The organism is Aquimarina atlantica, assembly GCF_000626715.1.
Classification (GTDB): domain Bacteria; phylum Bacteroidota; class Bacteroidia; order Flavobacteriales; family Flavobacteriaceae; genus Aquimarina; species Aquimarina atlantica.
Map to the genome: position 1 here is coordinate 503898 of NZ_AQRA01000004.1, position 16400 is coordinate 520297.

At 30.9% G+C, this 16400-nt stretch carries 19 protein-coding genes and 1 pseudogene; all 20 read right to left on the minus strand.

Annotation, left to right across the window (positions count from 1 at the left end):
* Window positions 1-158 precede the first annotated feature (158 nt).
* Window positions 159-1706, minus strand: a complete 1548-nt coding sequence (locus ATO12_RS11150; protein ID WP_034241905.1) for an amidohydrolase family protein — start codon at window positions 1704-1706, stop codon at window positions 159-161.
* A gap of 119 nt (window positions 1707-1825) precedes the next feature.
* Window positions 1826-2887, minus strand: a complete 1062-nt coding sequence (locus ATO12_RS24870) for a helix-turn-helix domain-containing protein (RefSeq protein WP_131248815.1) — start codon at window positions 2885-2887, stop codon at window positions 1826-1828.
* Between the two features lie 148 nt (window positions 2888-3035).
* Window positions 3036-4160 carry a DUF6920 family protein gene (locus ATO12_RS11160; protein ID WP_034241907.1) on the minus strand — a complete coding sequence of 375 codons (1125 nt, stop codon included), beginning with the start codon at window positions 4158-4160 and terminating at the stop codon, window positions 3036-3038.
* 156 nt (window positions 4161-4316) lie between these two features.
* A complete protein-coding gene (locus ATO12_RS11165; RefSeq protein WP_034241910.1) occupies window positions 4317-4640 on the minus strand; it encodes a winged helix-turn-helix transcriptional regulator in 324 nt (107 codons plus the stop codon).
* Window positions 4641-4836: 196 nt separating this feature from the next.
* Window positions 4837-5385, minus strand: coding sequence for a DinB family protein (locus tag ATO12_RS11170; protein WP_034241912.1), 549 nt, complete (start codon window positions 5383-5385; stop codon window positions 4837-4839).
* A 53-nt stretch (window positions 5386-5438) separates the two neighbouring features.
* Entirely contained in the window at window positions 5439-5975 is a 537-nt protein-coding gene (locus tag ATO12_RS11175) for a Crp/Fnr family transcriptional regulator (RefSeq protein ID WP_034241914.1), read from the minus strand.
* Between the two features lie 191 nt (window positions 5976-6166).
* Window positions 6167-7597 (minus strand): serine hydrolase, encoded by a 1431-nt coding sequence (locus ATO12_RS11180; RefSeq protein ID WP_034241915.1) that lies wholly within the window; start codon window positions 7595-7597, stop codon window positions 6167-6169.
* A 105-nt stretch (window positions 7598-7702) separates the two neighbouring features.
* On the minus strand, window positions 7703-8449 hold the full coding sequence (locus ATO12_RS11185) for a hypothetical protein (RefSeq protein WP_034241917.1): 747 nt from the start codon (window positions 8447-8449) through the stop codon (window positions 7703-7705).
* A 121-nt stretch (window positions 8450-8570) separates the two neighbouring features.
* Window positions 8571-9026 (minus strand): hypothetical protein, encoded by a 456-nt coding sequence (locus ATO12_RS11190; RefSeq protein ID WP_034241919.1) that lies wholly within the window; start codon window positions 9024-9026, stop codon window positions 8571-8573.
* Window positions 9027-9190: 164 nt separating this feature from the next.
* A complete protein-coding gene (locus ATO12_RS11195; protein ID WP_034241921.1) occupies window positions 9191-9601 on the minus strand; it encodes a hypothetical protein in 411 nt (136 codons plus the stop codon).
* A 57-nt stretch (window positions 9602-9658) separates the two neighbouring features.
* Window positions 9659-10192: a Crp/Fnr family transcriptional regulator gene (locus ATO12_RS11200; protein ID WP_034241923.1), complete on the minus strand. Its 534-nt coding sequence runs from the start codon at window positions 10190-10192 to the stop codon at window positions 9659-9661.
* A gap of 63 nt (window positions 10193-10255) precedes the next feature.
* Window positions 10256-10507: a hypothetical protein gene (locus ATO12_RS11205; protein ID WP_034241926.1), complete on the minus strand. Its 252-nt coding sequence runs from the start codon at window positions 10505-10507 to the stop codon at window positions 10256-10258.
* Window positions 10508-10527: 20 nt separating this feature from the next.
* Complete coding sequence (locus ATO12_RS11210) at window positions 10528-11439, minus strand: TolB-like translocation protein (protein ID WP_051575762.1); 912 nt, start codon at window positions 11437-11439, stop codon at window positions 10528-10530.
* A 382-nt stretch (window positions 11440-11821) separates the two neighbouring features.
* Entirely contained in the window at window positions 11822-12172 is a 351-nt protein-coding gene (locus ATO12_RS11215) for a DUF1801 domain-containing protein (protein ID WP_034241928.1), read from the minus strand.
* Between the two features lie 94 nt (window positions 12173-12266).
* Window positions 12267-12647, minus strand: coding sequence for a VOC family protein (locus ATO12_RS11220; protein WP_034241930.1), 381 nt, complete (start codon window positions 12645-12647; stop codon window positions 12267-12269).
* 5 nt (window positions 12648-12652) lie between these two features.
* Entirely contained in the window at window positions 12653-13210 is a 558-nt protein-coding gene (locus ATO12_RS11225) for a YbhB/YbcL family Raf kinase inhibitor-like protein (protein WP_034241932.1), read from the minus strand.
* Between the two features lie 89 nt (window positions 13211-13299).
* Window positions 13300-14139: a helix-turn-helix domain-containing protein gene (locus tag ATO12_RS11230; RefSeq protein ID WP_034241935.1), complete on the minus strand. Its 840-nt coding sequence runs from the start codon at window positions 14137-14139 to the stop codon at window positions 13300-13302.
* A 160-nt stretch (window positions 14140-14299) separates the two neighbouring features.
* Complete coding sequence (locus tag ATO12_RS11235) at window positions 14300-14701, minus strand: hypothetical protein (RefSeq protein ID WP_051575763.1); 402 nt, start codon at window positions 14699-14701, stop codon at window positions 14300-14302.
* Between the two features lie 107 nt (window positions 14702-14808).
* Window positions 14809-15792: a leucine-rich repeat domain-containing protein gene (locus ATO12_RS11240; protein ID WP_034241937.1), complete on the minus strand. Its 984-nt coding sequence runs from the start codon at window positions 15790-15792 to the stop codon at window positions 14809-14811.
* Window positions 15793-15943: 151 nt separating this feature from the next.
* Window positions 15944-16400 (minus strand): annotated as a pseudogene (locus ATO12_RS26080) (hypothetical protein); the annotation flags it as partial.

Below are 16400 nucleotides of genomic sequence, written 5' to 3' on the forward strand. Positions count from 1 at the left end.
TTACCTGATCATAGTTATAAAAATAGTATGAGTTTTTTCATTATTTGATTTTATGTTTTTGGTCAGTTTGCACACAACATACTATGATGAGTACAAAAATTAAAAGTAGCGAACTTTCTAGTGACTATTCAGAAATTCCCCGCTTTTTTTAAACAACTCTAATCGCTTGGATTTGCAGAAAGTGTATTTCTTGCATACTTTTTACCGTGCACAATAACCAAATGTATAGCATTATATGCCAATATATCATCTAGTGGATCTTGATTCAGCAACAATAAGTTTGCTATTTTACCTTTTTCGATAGTTCCGTATTTGTCGTTTAGATGAAAAGCATTTGCATTATTAAATGTAGTAGCCATAAATATCTTTTCTAATGAAATTCCTGCTTCAAACCAATGTTTCATTTCTAAAAATCCATTGTATCCCGGAGGATTTGCATGATTATTCATAGCCGGTGTATCAGACCCAAATAACAAATTACCATTCTCACCAGATAGATAGTTAGTACTAATATTGACTTTATCTAAAACTAACTGCATCATACCAGCTATTTCTCTATCCGGGGTTTCTGAGTTAAAATAATCTCCGCCATAGGTCATAATTCTCTTTTTTTGCCATAATCCTTCGTCGGTTTTTAACCATTTCAATAAATTAAGAGGCAATACATTTTTTAAATTTGAATCATTTATAAAATTAGGATTAAAGACATCTTTTTGCCCTGCAATTACTCTAAAAGTGGGTTGATAGCCAATCTTCTTACGGGCAATGGTCGATAACAATTCTTTATGAGTTTCTGGTAGTTTACTTACATTCAAATATTCTTTTATTAATCCCCAGTGCCACATTCCGTGAGCAATAATATCAACATTAGCTTCTGATCCGAATTTTTGTGCAGAAAATGAGTTTGCATGTAGTAATACAGGAACGTTTTCATTTTTTGCCTGATGTACCAAATCTTTTATAATATCTAATGTAGGTAATTCCCAAACCATCTCTTCGGTACCACCAAATCCATCTTCATAAATAGTTTTTATACAGATTCCATCTTGTTTATTAATGATATCCGAAACTACTTTTTTTACAGAGTGATCATTACTATTTATTGTATCTGGTATGCTAACATTTTTGTTGTATTTATCATGTAAAAAGTTGGGGTAGAATTTATATCGATCTTTTGGATCATCCTCTGCCATCATAAAATCATTCATCACTTTTACCTGCTCACCACATGTATAAATGTCGGGTTTAATCTCTTTATCATTAATTTGTTTTATAATTTTTGGATTATAGTTATTAGGATCAATTAGCGTTGTATAACCAAAATATAAATAACTATTTGGAAGCTGCTCATAATAGCTATTCGCTAATTCTGGTAGAGCTCTTACCTGTTTATAATTCATTCCTGCAATAGAGCTCAAATGCACATGTGAGTCTATTAACCCCGGAGTTAAGTATTTTCCGGTTCCATCGATTTTTTTAAAAACACCTTTTACATTTGGTTTCTGCTTTCCGCAAAAAAGAATAGTCTCATTATCGATCAGTACATTTCCTATATACTTTTGTAGTATACCGTTTTTACTGGCTGATATTATAGTAACATTATCTATATAGAGTCCATTATCTATAATAAAAGTAGGATTGTCATTTTTGCACCCTATACTAATTAGTAGTGTACAAAAAAGTATTGTTGCTTTTGATAGGTTCATTTTTTATCTTGTTTTAGACAAAACTATCATAGAGAAAAAGGGTTATCGCCTTAAAAGAAGATTTAGGACTCAAAATATTTGTATAGTCGTCCTAAAAGAAGATTTAAGATTAGTAGTTGTTAGAGTTTTTTATACTGTGATGGAGATAATCCTGTAGCTTTTTTGAATGCAAGATTAAAAGTTGATTTCGAATTAAATCCACAATCAAAAGCAATACTTAGCATTTTATAATGATTATATGCTTTGTCATTTAATCTTTTCTTTACCTCTTCTACTCTCCAATTATTAATATAATCATTAAAATTCTTGTTACTATGTTCATTGATAACAAAAGACAGAACTTTTGGATTCACATCTAGTGAATTTGCAAGAGTGATTAGAGAAATATCACCATCTAAAAAAGGTTTTTTCTCATTCATAAAAAGAGTTAGTTTATCTAATAAATGTTTGCTTTCTATCTCTTCTAAAATAAAAGTTTTCCTTTTTGGAGTTTCTTTATTATCAAATAAAAATTGTGTACGGATAATAACTTGTAAACTCAAATAATAAAGAATCACAGCTAATAGTACCATTATTGGGTAATAGTATACAAGTTCCATGTTGTAGTCAAAATACATCCATTCTACCAAAACATAAGCTATCCAAATAATAAAAAAACCAAAAAACATAAATATTAACTGGTTTACTAATCGATATAGTATTTTAGAATAATACGAATTATTTTGTTTGTACAAGTTATAGGTTAGATATAAATATATTGAGAAATAAATGATACTAAAACTTTCGTTTATTTTTATAGTATTTTGCAGATACTTCTGATAATTGGCAGCATCTTTAACTGTAAAATAAAATAACAGATATCCTAAATTTACAATGAGAAAAGGTAAGAAATGTTTACTCTTGAATTTTATGTTTTCTGTAGTGTTTGAACATTCTTTAGTATATAAATAGAATGCGGGAGAAACTAATAAAATGAAATTAAGATTAACCAGAAACAATACTTGATTGTTATAAATACTTATTATTAAAACTCTTCCTAATATAGCTGCAAAACCAATTAATATTAGAGCCAGATACAGTTTCTCTTGTTTCGATTTAAAACCTTTTATTAAAAGTAACACTCCAATAATAAGACCTTGCAGAGTGCCAAAAGAAATAATGAAATTAATTACTTTGTACAAACTTCTAATTCGTTAAATTATTTTTTAGTTCTAATATTTTACAACGGTTTGGCCTAGGAGTAGTTATGAATTTTAAAGCCACTACTTTTTCAGAAAGTAATTTACGAAATAAAAAACAATAGCGGTTTTGAATTACAATCTCATATTACTATTTCTTATGTACACTATTAGTCACTGGTATTTGTTCTGTGTTATATTCGATGTATTTAATTTTTAGTTTCAACCAGGTCCATTGTTTAGTATCTAAGTGCCAACTCACCTCGCACTCAACAGGTATCTTTATGCCGTTGCGTTCTTCGGTTTTGGTTGCAGTTACCGTCCATTTTTTTGGCTTAACATCATTTGCTTCTTTATAACGAAATGCAACGAATTTTTTAAATTGTCCGTTTTCGTCAAAATAGAAAACTCCCGAACCTTTTGTTCCTTTATATTGCATCGTTGCTTTGGCAGCATTGCTATCTAAACTCTCCCATTCTATGTATGGGCTTAAAGATGCCGAAGGAAACCAAACGATTTCTGCCAGGTATCTTTGTAAAGCTGCCTGGTCGATTTTCTCATTATTTTTTTCATCTGCTACAGCAATAATCGAAAGAAGTTTTATTACTATTTCACCTTTACCATCTACAAATTTATCTCTACCCGTAACGCCCAAAATAGAATTCATTTTGGTGTTGATATTCCAATTAAAGGCGGGCGGTTGGATTGTAAAATACTGCTCGGCTGTTCCTTTGTTCCATTTAGTTTGTTCTGGCTTTAACTTTAATTGCAATTCTTGAGTTAAACATAAATTTGTTGTTTTTGGTTTCCCAATTACCCCACTATGGATTAGCCATTTCTGAACAATTTCTGGCAAGTCAGAAATATCATCTTTCAGAATAATTTTTTGGTTTGTATTTTTTGAGTTCTTGAATAGTGCTTTTCTTTCCTTTTCAATTGTATTTTTAAAGCTATAATCTGAGTATGCCACTAGTATAACCAATAGAATAATTAGATTCACTATTGTACCAAACTTTGCATCAGACCAATACATAAAAATCAAAATTTGAGAAATAATTAAAGCTAATAATCCACAAACCCAAAAATATTCTGATCGAATCAGAACCATAATAATAGTAATTGCAAAAAGTAGAAATGTCAGTAACCAAAAAAGTCCTGATGCTTTCGAAATGGGTTGGTTAATTGTATTGAATTCAGCAATCTCGAATGCCTTAAGAAATCCAAATAAATGGGTAAACCCGTGTGCTGCAATTAAAAGTATGAAAACTATTCGCATTGTTTTTCCTGCTTGTAACCAACGTTTTGTACATAATGTGTTTTAATACGTTATCTACCATTACTGTACGCTCGTTTTTATTTATCTATTAATATTGGATATATATTACAAAATCAAGGAGTTACTCCTCTCTTAAACATCATTTTTAAGACTATTTTATAATTGTTTGCCAAATTCATCAAGGACTTCTAACACAGTAATCAGTTCTTTTCCTCTTGCTGTTAAAGAATATTCTACTTTTTTAGGATATACTTCATAGTCCTTTTTTTGAATGATCCCATCCTCTACCAATTCGCTCAACTGTTTGGTTAAAGCTCTTTTAGAAGCTTCAGAGTTGTATTTTTCTAAATCTTTAAGCCTACAAGTCCCTCTATTAAGTTCGCATAATAGTGCGAGTTTCCATTTTCCCGAAATAACATGTAGAGTTTTCTCCATCGGGCAATCAATTTTTAAAGGTGTTTTTCTAGTGTAGGTTCCCATGTATAATGTTTCTTAAAATTATAAATAAACATAGTATATATCGTTAACGAAAGTATAAAAAACAGTCCTTTTGTCAAGCTAAAATGATATCCAGGGGTACTTATCTAAGTGGGTTTTAGTAGGTTTTGTTAAAGAAAGTGTTAAAATTAAAGCAGTAAAACTTCGACAAGCTCAGCTTGACACCAAAAAGCACTTTTTAATAGCTATTCACTATTTTATTACATTGTGCAATATGCCTTTGGTTATGATAAATAAGTATCCTATACGTATCTCCCAATTTTAAGGTTATCCATTTCGAAATACTGATTGATGTTTTAATCTTATTTAAATCTTTACTTCTTGCAACATCTAATAATTCTAATGTTTTGTGTTGCTGTGCTATAAAGCGGTCAATACAATTTTTGTCCAGATCACTATTAATCGGATCTTTATCTTTGAAGGTTTTCATTGTATTCAATTTTTCTCTGGGAAGCATCATTTTTGCAAAGTAATTCCCCATAAGGCCTGATTTAAAAACAGCTGCATTTTTTCTTTTTGATGTTAGCATTCTATTTTCAATCTCAGGAAGATAAAAGTCTCCATACAAATTTAGATGCTCCAGGCACTCTAAAATACTCCAACTCTCTGGTGTATTTCTCCAATTGAGTTTTTCTATAGATAACTGATTATATTTTTCTGCTTCATTTATATTTTTTCGCGTTCTTTCTACCAAATCCTGTAGTAATTCTTTTGATGCTATCTTCATTTGTTTTTTTATACAAAACTCTATGATTTGAAGCTTTAAAACATTGATCGAAATTAAGATTTTTTGATTCTCGAAAGTGTTTCGGGAGTCATTCGTAAGTAAGATGCAATATATTTATTGGGTATTTCCTGAAATAACTGAGGGCTACGTTTTAAAACCCTGTTATATCTTTCTACAGGAGAAGTGGTTAAAATATCTCTTTCTCTTTCCATTTGCTGTAAAACAAAATTTTCGAAAATCAGATACCACGTTTTAGTGTGCACTGCAGAAGACCATATAAAGTTCATAAGATTTTCTTTTTTAATCATCTTTAAAGTTGTCTTCTTTAGGGCTTGAATATAAAAATCAGATGGTTTTTCGTTTATAAATGAATCGAGAGCTGCAATAAAATTATTTTTATATCCAAACCTAATGGTATGTTCTTCAAACTCATCGATCACAAAAATTCTTAAACTACCATCTACAACCAGGTACGCATTGGTATCGATACTTCCTTTTACTTTTAAATATTCATTTCTATCGAGTTTCAGTTCTTTATCCCATAAATCTTGATTGTTTATCTCTTCTAACAGGGTTGAAATTGGGTCCATATTTTTGCGTGCTGATGTTCGTCTTTATACAACAAGATAACTTTTCAATACAGGGGTTCGTTGATCACATACTAAAATAGCAAAAAGAAGTAAACTTATGGTTTGGTATCCGTAATTTCTGAAAAAAATCAAGTGCTATTCGGGTGTGTATTTTTTTCAATTTACAATACATCCTATTTTTAGACATATCACTATAACTTCTTATTTCGCTTCCCATTTGATACTAAAGTTGTTCTGGATCCAATGGCAAGGCTTTCTATTTCTTTATCCTTATTTGCGGTAAAATCAATCCACCAATCGGGATCGGATTTAAAAATAAATTTGTGTTCGCTAATCGGTACAATAACAAACTTTCTTCCCTGGTCTCGTTGCGAATTAAGCTGTCCGTTTTCTAATGTGATATTACGAATGGTTCCATCTTCGTGAGTATAGGTTCCTGTAAATTTCTTTAACACACTTTCATCAAAGGATTTAACCTGTTCTAGATGGGATGAAATTCCTAAAACATCTGAAGCTAACTGTACAGCAAGCCCTCCCGGATGACTTCTATTTAGGTTTGACAACACAATAATTTGTAAGTCCTCTTCAAGAACCCATAGCGAGTAACATTCGGTACCATGTACATTTCCCCCATGCTCTACTGTGGTGTATTTACCCAAAGTTGCAGCCCACCAACCTAATCCATATTTAGTTTTTCTACCATCGTGCAGGCTTTGAGAAGTGAAAGCGATCTGTTTTTGTTTCTCACTAATTAATGTATTGTTTTTTAAAGCGTCGTACCAAATAGTAATATCATCGATAGTAGAAATGATACCCCCATCTGCAAGTGTCCCGGGTTTTACAGCTTTTGCATGAACAATCTTATGAGATTCTTCCTCGGCTATTTCGTATCCTTTAGACAACTGCGGGATGATTTCATAAAAATCATAAAAACTTGACTGTTTCATGTTTAATACATCAAAGATATGCTCTTGTACATATGCTCTAAACTCCTGTTTGGAAACATTTTCAACAATTTTGCCTAATAAAACATATCCTGAGTTCGAATACTTCCAGTCGGTTCCTGGTTTAAAATCGAGTGAAGCATTATTGATTACATTTATAATAGTATCCATAGTTACCCTATCTGTACCATGATGATCATAAGAAGGTTTCACTTCTGTGTATTCTGGAATTCCTGCAGTATGCCCTAATAACTGTCGAATTGTAATGCTATGATCATGTGATTGCTTATACTCGGGGATATACTCTTTGATATCACTATCAAGAGATAGTTTTCCTTGTTCTTCTAACATCAAAATACAAACAGCAGTAAATTGTTTTGTAATAGAAGCAATACGAAATTTCATATCGGTTTGAGCCTCTACCTGATGTTCTATATTTATATTTCCGAATGCTTTTTTGAGCAATGTTTTTCCTCCTTTACGAATTAAAACAACTGCTCCAGCTCCATCAGCAGGATAATGAAGGGCAATTTTCTTCTCTAATAACTGGTTTAATGTAGCTTTTTCTTTTGTTTTTAAGGCATCAGGTTTTCTATCGGTAGTACATGCGATAAAAAATAAAATCGATACTAATACAATACTAAGGGGTACAAAACTTTTTGATTGAAACAGATTCATATATATAGATTTTGTACTTAAGACCTTCGTTTTTTAGAAAGGTTACATTGACCCCACGCTAAACTTTTTCGATTTGTTACAAAATTGTTGTTTTCTGTCTTGTTTTTATTTTTTTGGGATTTCACCAATTAGTACTCCTTTTTCGTTGTAAAAATGAAGTCTGGGGACATTTGTAGAGTCTATAAATAGTTTTATTCTTTCATTTCCCATAACATCTTTCATTGTAAGCTGAGGAATTTCGTTATCACTACCCAGGAATACCCTTTCTACTCCCAGGTCCCGATTCTTTTTCATTTTTCGTATCTCTTCAATGATTTCTTTTTTTCTACTTTCTGATATATTTTGGTATTTGTACTCTTCTATTAAATCAAGGTTTTTACCAAAACTACCATTACCTGTTCGATCATAAAATGTTATCCCTGATTTAATACTACCATGAATATTTTCTTTGTGTTCTAAATTGATCACCTGATTGTCGTTATATCTATCAAATGATAAATGACCAGCTCCAAACTTTCTGCCATCTGGTAACTGAGCACTATTAAAAATAAGCCCTCCTATTTCATCTCCTTCTTCATTAAAAAATATCATCCCGGCAAAGTGTTCTCTCTCTATCATATCAACAGGGTATTCTTTCCCGTTCATTCTAGGTGCTGCAATGCGTTGTTTGTTTGCCAATGCCATAACTGTGGTTCCGTCTTCGTTCACTATGTTAATCCTTTCTGCAGTAATGACATCAAATGTAGTATTCTTTATCCCGGTAAAACCTGTTAACAAAAGTGCTAACAATAATGCCCAACAAGAAATATTACTAATAATTAAAAAGCGTGTTTGTTTTTTGGAAAGATTCATTTTACACTTGGTTTTGGTTATAATTAAAGGACATATTTCATTCTTCTTTGTTACAGTAAGAATAGCTCACATGCCTAAACCTATGTGCAAAAGGTAGATACCTATACTTCGATAAACCTTACTATTTAAAACTAAATCGAGATCTCATATATAATGTGGTGAATAGATTTTTTAATTTTTCGTCTAAGTCAGGGAACATATATTTATTCTTTTTCACATCATACTTAAATTGATATTCTGGTAAATCAAATCCAAAATGTTCAGATGCCCAAAATGCTATTCCGTAAAACATCCCTTCAACTTGATAGTCGCAATGATTTAGTTCTATTTTATTTAGAACTATTGTGGTTGGTGTGCTAATTTTCTTTTCAATTATTGAACTTACCCAGGTAAGCCCTTCTTTTAAAAGTTCAATTTCAACATCTGTTAAATGTGTAGTATTAGCTTTATATTCAAAATACAGGTTGTCTGATATTTTATCTCCCTGATTGCTGTTTTTAACACTGGCCGAAATTTGTACCCAAATACCCCAACTTGTTTTTCGAATTCTATAAAGAGATGTAGATGATTTCTGCATATTATTAGGTACTTATGTCTACTATTTATGGGTATATGTCCTAACCTAATAAAATGTTACTTCGTTTGTCGAATTAATCTGCATTTAAATTATGATCTCTGTGTAAAAAAGAATACTCAGTATTTAGTCTAATCCAGATTCTAATCTCGTCGCATTCTTTTTCATCAAAAAATAAGTATATCGGGAGCTAGAAATTCTGTTTTTGCTTTTTCAGAATCAAAAATATCAAAGCTATAATGACTATTGATGAGTTGTTTAAAATTGGTTTTTAACTGCGGAAACTCTGCTATAAAATCTTTAAAATTGTCGGATTTTGATTGATTCATAAAGTGATTTACTGCTTTGGTTGCGACAATCGTTACTGTTGTATTGTATTTGTCTTTTGCTCCTACAAATTCGACAAAATGCTGTAGCTGTATATGCATCTCTTTTTCGGCTTGTTCAATACCGTGATCATTAATCATAATCCACGCCAGTCGTAAATGCGCTTCGTGACTAAAAATTTCGGGATTAAGTGTACACTCTGTAAATTGATTTTTAAACGCTTCGTCTGTAAGTTCAAAATGCTTTTCCATATTGTTTCTCTTTTATATCATTTCTTGATACAAAGGAATGAATATGGTATTTTTTTCTCATTTACATTTGTCGATAAATTGTTTTCGTGCTCTGCTTAATTGTGTTGGAGTAATACCTAAGTAGTTTGCAATGTAATAATGTGGAATTCGATTGATTACACTAGGGTATTCTTTTAAAAAGAGTGTATACTTTTCTACAGAGTTCAAATTTAACAACGACACTAATCTTGATTGTAACTGTTTATTCAATTTTTGGAATGCGTTTGTCACTATTTCGGTAATATTTTTGTCTTTATTAACCCATGACATTACTTCTGAATAATTTGCTACAGAAATTTCGCATTTCTCTAAAGCTTGAACAGACATGACTACATTTGTTTTGGGGATGTAACTACCAATAATCATATCCCCTTCCTGATAAAAATGGGTAGTGATTTCATTACCGTCATTATCATGTACAAACCCTCTCATCACTCCTTTAATTAACATACCAATTTCTATACAAGGTGTATCATATTGAAGAAAAAAATCATCTTTCTCTAATGAAATCGTCTTGTGTATCGACTCGCTAATTGTTTTGTTTTGAGACATTTTGATTTTTAATTACTAGCACCGTTCTATGTATAGTGATAAGCTATATTATGTATATACTTTCTATATTCCTTTTTCTTGTGTTGCCCATAATATTATATCACGAAAGTCAATTTTTGCTCTTTTCGTTAACGCAATAACCTCGCTTACATCTCCTTTTGCTAATTTTAAAATTGATAATCGTGTATTTTCCAGATTATACGGGGATTCAGCCATTACATGTTTTAATTCTATTGAAGAAAGTTCATCGATCACCCGATTTTTTTGTTCTTCACAAAAGTCAAGGTTTATACGGTCTAATATCTTTTTATCCATTTGTTTGATTATACATAGTGTTATCTTTTTTTTCTTAACGTATCGATAATTTTAGAGCTTACCCAGTATATATCCTGATTGCTTGTATAGAATAAATATTTGCCATCTTTTGATACAAAAGGACAGAGTTCATGATTTTTCGTATTTATTTTTTCTCCCATATTGATAGATTTTGTCCATGTGCCATCGGTATTCTTAAAACTAATATAAAGATCCCCTCTACCTAATCCTTCTGGTCGTCTTGCGCAAAAAATAACGTATGTTTCTTCTGGATCAACAAAAACATCGGCTTCGTAATTTGAAGTATTAATTGAATCTCCCAATGCAATCGCTTTCTGAAATTCTCCATTAATACTTTTAGAAGCATATATATCGAAGTCATTTCGCTTTTTTTCTGCTGTTATTTTGTCGGATGAAAAATACATTGTTCCGGTTGCTGTAAATGAAATATAGTATTCATTTCTATTCGAGTTAATATTAGGCCCGGCATTAATAGGTTCTGACCACCTGTTGCCTTTTTTTTCTACATACCATATATCATGATCTTGTTTGGCTCCCATACCATCTAATGTTCTTTCTGAGATAAAGTATAATCTGTTTTCATCTGGGGAAAGGAATGGATCGTTAAATCCGTACTTATCATGAGATAAAATAGTTCTGGGTTTACTCCATTTATCTCCTATAAGTTCTGAATATCTTATTTCAGTTCTTCCGTTTATATCTACCCCATAGAAAAATTCTGTTGCTTTGGTATTGAAAACCGAACCAAATTCTGATTCTGTTTTTTTAGAAATAAGACCAGGTGCAAATATCTCTGGAGTTAGGGACGGAGGTTTTTGTTCAAGATACTTAAGGCGGTCATCTATTTTCTGACTGCTACATAGTAACGGAATTAATAAACACCAGAAAAAACAATTAATTAGTAAACGCATATTTTTAAGTTTTATCTATTGTTAATACCATTTTATAAAAGCCGTAAAGCAGGTAATACCATTTCCAATCTAAATTTACTCAATAAAACCGCATCTTTTTGTCTAATATTTCAAAATAAAACACAACCGTAGCCCTGCTATGCTTGAATTTTCTTTTTCATCTAAGTCAAAAATCCATCATTTTTCTTATGAGTAAATTTAAATCAGAACTGGTATAATAAACAACATGCCTTGGATGGGAACTAACCCAAATATAAATATTTTGCTCGTATCATTTAGGTATCTCCAAATTTTATATTTAGCTACTTAGCCCTATATAGTATTAGCTTTTCTACTAGATTAAAAAACAATATATTTTCTTGTATACTGCTATTCACTGGCTTTATTTTTCGGCATAAAGTTCTATCGCCATATCAAATATGTTATGAATCTTTTCTATCGGAATATCTTTATTCGGGTCAATCATTAGCAATTTTGTAAACGTCCTTTTTCCCTGAATTAAATCTGGATGGTTAATTTTTATACCTTTTCCAATTGCTATATAAGGGAATTGTGTTTTCTTATCTACCCATAAATAACAAAAAATCTGATTTTTATACATAAAACAAGGTAAGCGGTAATACCATCTCGACTCAAAGTCTGAATTATAATCGATTATTATAGCTTTTAGCCCCAAAAGACAACTTTTAATCGGTTCTTCTTTATCAAAATAAAAACTGTCTATAGCCCTCATACAAATTGTTAATAGAATATAAATGTATTAAAAAAGCGCAAACTTTTATGATTTGCGCTTTATCAACTTTTTTATATGTAATAGGTAATAGTTTTTATTCGTAATTACTTAATTCTATTAAATTCTGATCAGGGTCCCTTATATAAATCGAACGTATTTTGCCTATGGCTCCCGTTCTATGTACTATCCCGGTAACGATATCAATCCCTTTATTTTCTAATTCAATTTTGATCGACTCGATTTCTGTAGATACGATAAAGCACAAATCTTCTGATCCACAAGTTGGTTTTTTAGCTTTTGGTTCAAATTCTCTTCCCTTTTGATGTAAATTTATCTTTTGGTTTCCGAAAGTGAGAGCACTCCTATTTTCGCCAAAAACCGTAGCTTCCATTCCTAAAACAGTAGTATAAAACTGAATTGTTTTTTCTATATCGTTTACTGTAATGACTATATGATCAATATGGTCAATTTTCATCCTTCCTACTTTTTGGCTCTTTGGTAGTACATCACTATACTGGCTTTGGCTATAGTATTATTCCAAAGATAATACCCTACAACTGCAGGATTAGAGTTTTCGTTAAGCCCTAATTTATCGGTTTTTAAGGCATGAACGGTAATGATATATTGATGTATCCCATGTCCTTCGGGAGGGCAAGGTCCTCCATATCCACCTACTCCGAAATCTGTGATACTTTGTATTGCTCCTTTTGGAGTCAAATTTGATTTTATATCTCCGGCATTCGATACTAATTCCTTTATATGCTCAGGGATATCAAATACAACCCAATGCCACCATCCACTGCCTGTTGGTGCATCTGGGTCATACATTGTTATTGCAAAACTTTTGGTACCTTTTGGTGCATTCTTCCACGAGAGTTGCGGAGATTCATTATTTCCTGTGCAACCAAACCCATTAAATTCCTCATTAACAGTAGCTTCTCCACCTATAGAAGTACTCGTTAATGTAAACGTCTTTTGCGCAAATAAAGATGTTGATATGGTAAGCAGTATGCCTAAAATAAAAATTGATTTTTTCATAATGGTTTATATTTAATTATACATACAAAATTATGAGTTAAAGAGGAGAACCTTATGTTTATTTTAGGTCAAAAAGTAGTGCTAAAAGTTCAATTTAATTGATACTGTTTTGGAGTAACACCAAATTTTGCTTTAAATGCGTGTATAAAATTTGAAAGGTTTTCATAACCAACCTCCTGGTAGATTTCTGATGGCCTCTTAGCCTTATTCTTTAATATAAAAGCCGAGTGTTCTAATCTCTTATCTAAAAACCATTTACTGGGTGATTCTTGAAAATGTTTTTCAAACTCTCTTTTAAAAGTGGATACACTCATATTTGATAAAAAAGCTAACTCTTTTAATGTCATTTTTCTTAGTTTATTATTTTCGACCACACTAAGAAAATTTTGAAGAGAATTACTTTGATGAGTCATCATTGAACTAATAAAATCTGTCCCATTAGTTTCTGCCAAATAGATCATGATCTCTTCAAATTTTGCCTGTATCATTTTTCTTTGAATACTCGGTGACAATCTAGAAATATCAACTAAACTATTTACGTAGTTTTTTATAAATTGATCATATTGAAATGAATATGCAGATTGTGATATGGTGTTATTAGACGTTTTGATATCAAATTTCTGAACAAATTGTAGTATTTCTTCATTCGAAAAAAACAATAATACGCTTTTATAATTTTTATGTATCGGCGAGAGTTTTTCTGTCATTAAACAATGCCCCAATTTCATTAATAGAAAACTAGAATTCTCTATTAAAAAAGATGAATTATTTGTAAAAACTTCCTTTTGGCCATCAATCAAAAAGCTAAAGACATTTTTTGTGAGTTTGATTTGTTGTTTATCATGTTCTCTAGTGGATTGATAATAGTATAGGTTAGTAAACGTATGTTTATCAGAGGTTAATTCGATAGGAAGTGTTACTGTTTTCATAGGAGCCCTTAATTTAAGAAATTCCTTTTTTCTGAGTGGTACTTTTTTAAACTTTTGTACGAAGTGTTCTAATGCACCAGGTCATTATTATACCAGGATATGTATACAACTTCTCCTATTTATCAGTTTATCATCAATTACAACCGTCCCTATTCATTTTTTAATTCCAGATAGAGTCTCCTGTTCGTAGTTTCCATACGGTATTATTATCTATAAATTTTAGAGAAGAATTGTTTATGATTTCAAAAATAATATCATTTTGAAGTTCTAATATATTTGATGATGAAAATATTACTATTTTGTTATTTCCAATCTTATAATTTGCAGAATATTTTATGTCTGTAAACAGTATTTCGACATTTTCATTATCGATAAAACTTAATTCCTGATGGCAGTTTATAAAAAAATTAGGGTCAGTTTGCGCATCTATGCATTCTTGTTCGGTTTCAAAAAAAAGATAGTCAAAAGTTTTCCCTACAAATTCGTTATTTTGGGAATCATCATCGTTTGAACAGCTTAAGAGCACTATTCCTATAATTAACAATAAAAAATATTTCCCCATTTTCGTTTTTAATATAGATTCCTTTTGTAAGAAAAGGTTGCGTTTATATCTAATGTCTGTTAACGGTCTGCCGTATTGCAGATTTCTATCTTACTATAATTAATTATTTATTCATACAAATGAATAACGTCAATTTTGACAGATTCCTTTTTCATTGTATTCAAAATTTTCTCATCATACTGTGTTCCATCAATATGTATCCAGTCAATTGAATTTGATTTTCTAAGTATTTCTATCAAGCTATTAAAGTCATTAAACTGAGTATTAAACTGTAGGTTTATCGATTGTAATGATGGAATTTCGGAAACACATAACGGTATTGTCTCAAATTTTGTTGAGTGTAAATCTAATATCTTTAATGATTTTAGGTTGCAAATATCATCTGGAAAAAAATGTAATGTAGCTCCACTAATACTTAATTCTTCTAAATTCGTGAGTTTTTCAAAGCCAATAGGTAACGATTGAAAATAAGGAGATCCGAAACTCAATTTTTTCAGAGAGTGCATCTTAAATACCTCTTTCGGAAATCTGGATGCTCCTCCCCAATTAAACTCTTCAAGTTTACACAAACCATCTATGGTATCGGGGAAAACTAAATCATGTTTACTAGAAATACTCAAATACTTTAAATTACTTAATTCATTTAAGTCGTTTGGTAAAGCTTCTAATTTTGGACTATGAATACTTAAACGTTCTAGTTTATTTAATTGTCCAATTCCGGGAGGTATTGATGTTAATTTACCAGAGGTAATATTAAGTAATTTTAATTGTTGTATTCTAAATATCCTGATTGGAAAATTAGGTCTATCTCCCAGGTGCAGATATACATATTGCAGACTTGGGAGTTTAAGGATTACTTCGGGTATTTCTTTGTTAGTTTCAAATCGAATACTTAATTCTTTTAAGTTCTTTAGTTTCACTATTCTGTTATCAATACAGTCAGAACTATCATCTTTGAATATCAAACTTAAACTTTCAACTTTCTCTGCATTTTCTATTGCCTTTTCATAGTCTTTATATGTTTGCCCAACAGTTTTACTACTTATCGATAAGAAAAGTAATATAAATGCTATTTTATTGATTACAGTCAAGACCAGGTATAATTATGATAACAGTTTTGGTTATACATAATTGAGTGGGTTAACACTTAATTATACATACGCTACTCTGGAAATTTCGCAAGAATTTTTAAATAATACAAGAAAACAGGCAGTCACTTATCGTTGTTGTTCTACATTCGTTTTATTCGTTTTTAGTAATCCAGTTTTCGTATCTCCCTGCTGTTGGATTACTTTGAATAGATGTTGTTTGTCCATTATCTACATTTATTTTGTAAATATAAGTACTATCATTATTAGAATAATTACAGATAATTTCGTTGGTAGATGCATCAAAATTAAAATCAGAAAGGTAGTTTTGGTGATCAATATCAGCAATCACATTGATTACATTTCCATTTGTTTTGTCTATTTCTACTATTTGATGAGGGGTAACTCCATCTTTATAGGTAAATAATCTATTATCTGCACTCATGATCCAGTTTTCGTATCTTCCTGCTGCTGGATTACTTTGAATAGATGTTGTTTGCCCATTATCTACGTTTATTTTATAAATATAAGTATTACCACTATCAGAATAATCACAGACAATTTCGTTGGTAGATGCATCAAAATTAAAATCAGAAAGGTAGTTTTGGTGA

Coding starts and splice junctions, on each gene's coding strand:
- ATO12_RS11200 (WP_034241923.1), bottom strand. CDS start 10,192: ATGTCTCAAAACAAAACAATTAGCGAGTCGATACACAAGACGATTTCA.
- ATO12_RS11215 (WP_034241928.1), bottom strand. CDS start 12,172: ATGAGGGCTATAGACAGTTTTTATTTTGATAAAGAAGAACCGATTAAA.
- ATO12_RS11225 (WP_034241932.1), bottom strand. CDS start 13,210: ATGAAAAAATCAATTTTTATTTTAGGCATACTGCTTACCATATCAACA.
- ATO12_RS11175 (WP_034241914.1), bottom strand. CDS start 5,975: ATGGACCCAATTTCAACCCTGTTAGAAGAGATAAACAATCAAGATTTA.
- ATO12_RS11220 (WP_034241930.1), bottom strand. CDS start 12,647: ATGAAAATTGACCATATTGATCATATAGTCATTACAGTAAACGATATA.
- ATO12_RS11160 (WP_034241907.1), bottom strand. CDS start 4,160: ATGCGAATAGTTTTCATACTTTTAATTGCAGCACACGGGTTTACCCAT.
- ATO12_RS11165 (WP_034241910.1), bottom strand. CDS start 4,640: ATGGGAACCTACACTAGAAAAACACCTTTAAAAATTGATTGCCCGATG.
- ATO12_RS11170 (WP_034241912.1), bottom strand. CDS start 5,385: ATGAAGATAGCATCAAAAGAATTACTACAGGATTTGGTAGAAAGAACG.
- ATO12_RS11150 (WP_034241905.1), bottom strand. CDS start 1,706: ATGAACCTATCAAAAGCAACAATACTTTTTTGTACACTACTAATTAGT.
- ATO12_RS11190 (WP_034241919.1), bottom strand. CDS start 9,026: ATGCAGAAATCATCTACATCTCTTTATAGAATTCGAAAAACAAGTTGG.
- ATO12_RS11195 (WP_034241921.1), bottom strand. CDS start 9,601: ATGGAAAAGCATTTTGAACTTACAGACGAAGCGTTTAAAAATCAATTT.
- ATO12_RS11185 (WP_034241917.1), bottom strand. CDS start 8,449: ATGAATCTTTCCAAAAAACAAACACGCTTTTTAATTATTAGTAATATT.
- ATO12_RS11180 (WP_034241915.1), bottom strand. CDS start 7,597: ATGAATCTGTTTCAATCAAAAAGTTTTGTACCCCTTAGTATTGTATTA.
- ATO12_RS11210 (WP_051575762.1), bottom strand. CDS start 11,439: ATGCGTTTACTAATTAATTGTTTTTTCTGGTGTTTATTAATTCCGTTA.
- ATO12_RS11230 (WP_034241935.1), bottom strand. CDS start 14,139: ATGAAAACAGTAACACTTCCTATCGAATTAACCTCTGATAAACATACG.
- ATO12_RS11205 (WP_034241926.1), bottom strand. CDS start 10,507: ATGGATAAAAAGATATTAGACCGTATAAACCTTGACTTTTGTGAAGAA.
- ATO12_RS11235 (WP_051575763.1), bottom strand. CDS start 14,701: ATGGGGAAATATTTTTTATTGTTAATTATAGGAATAGTGCTCTTAAGC.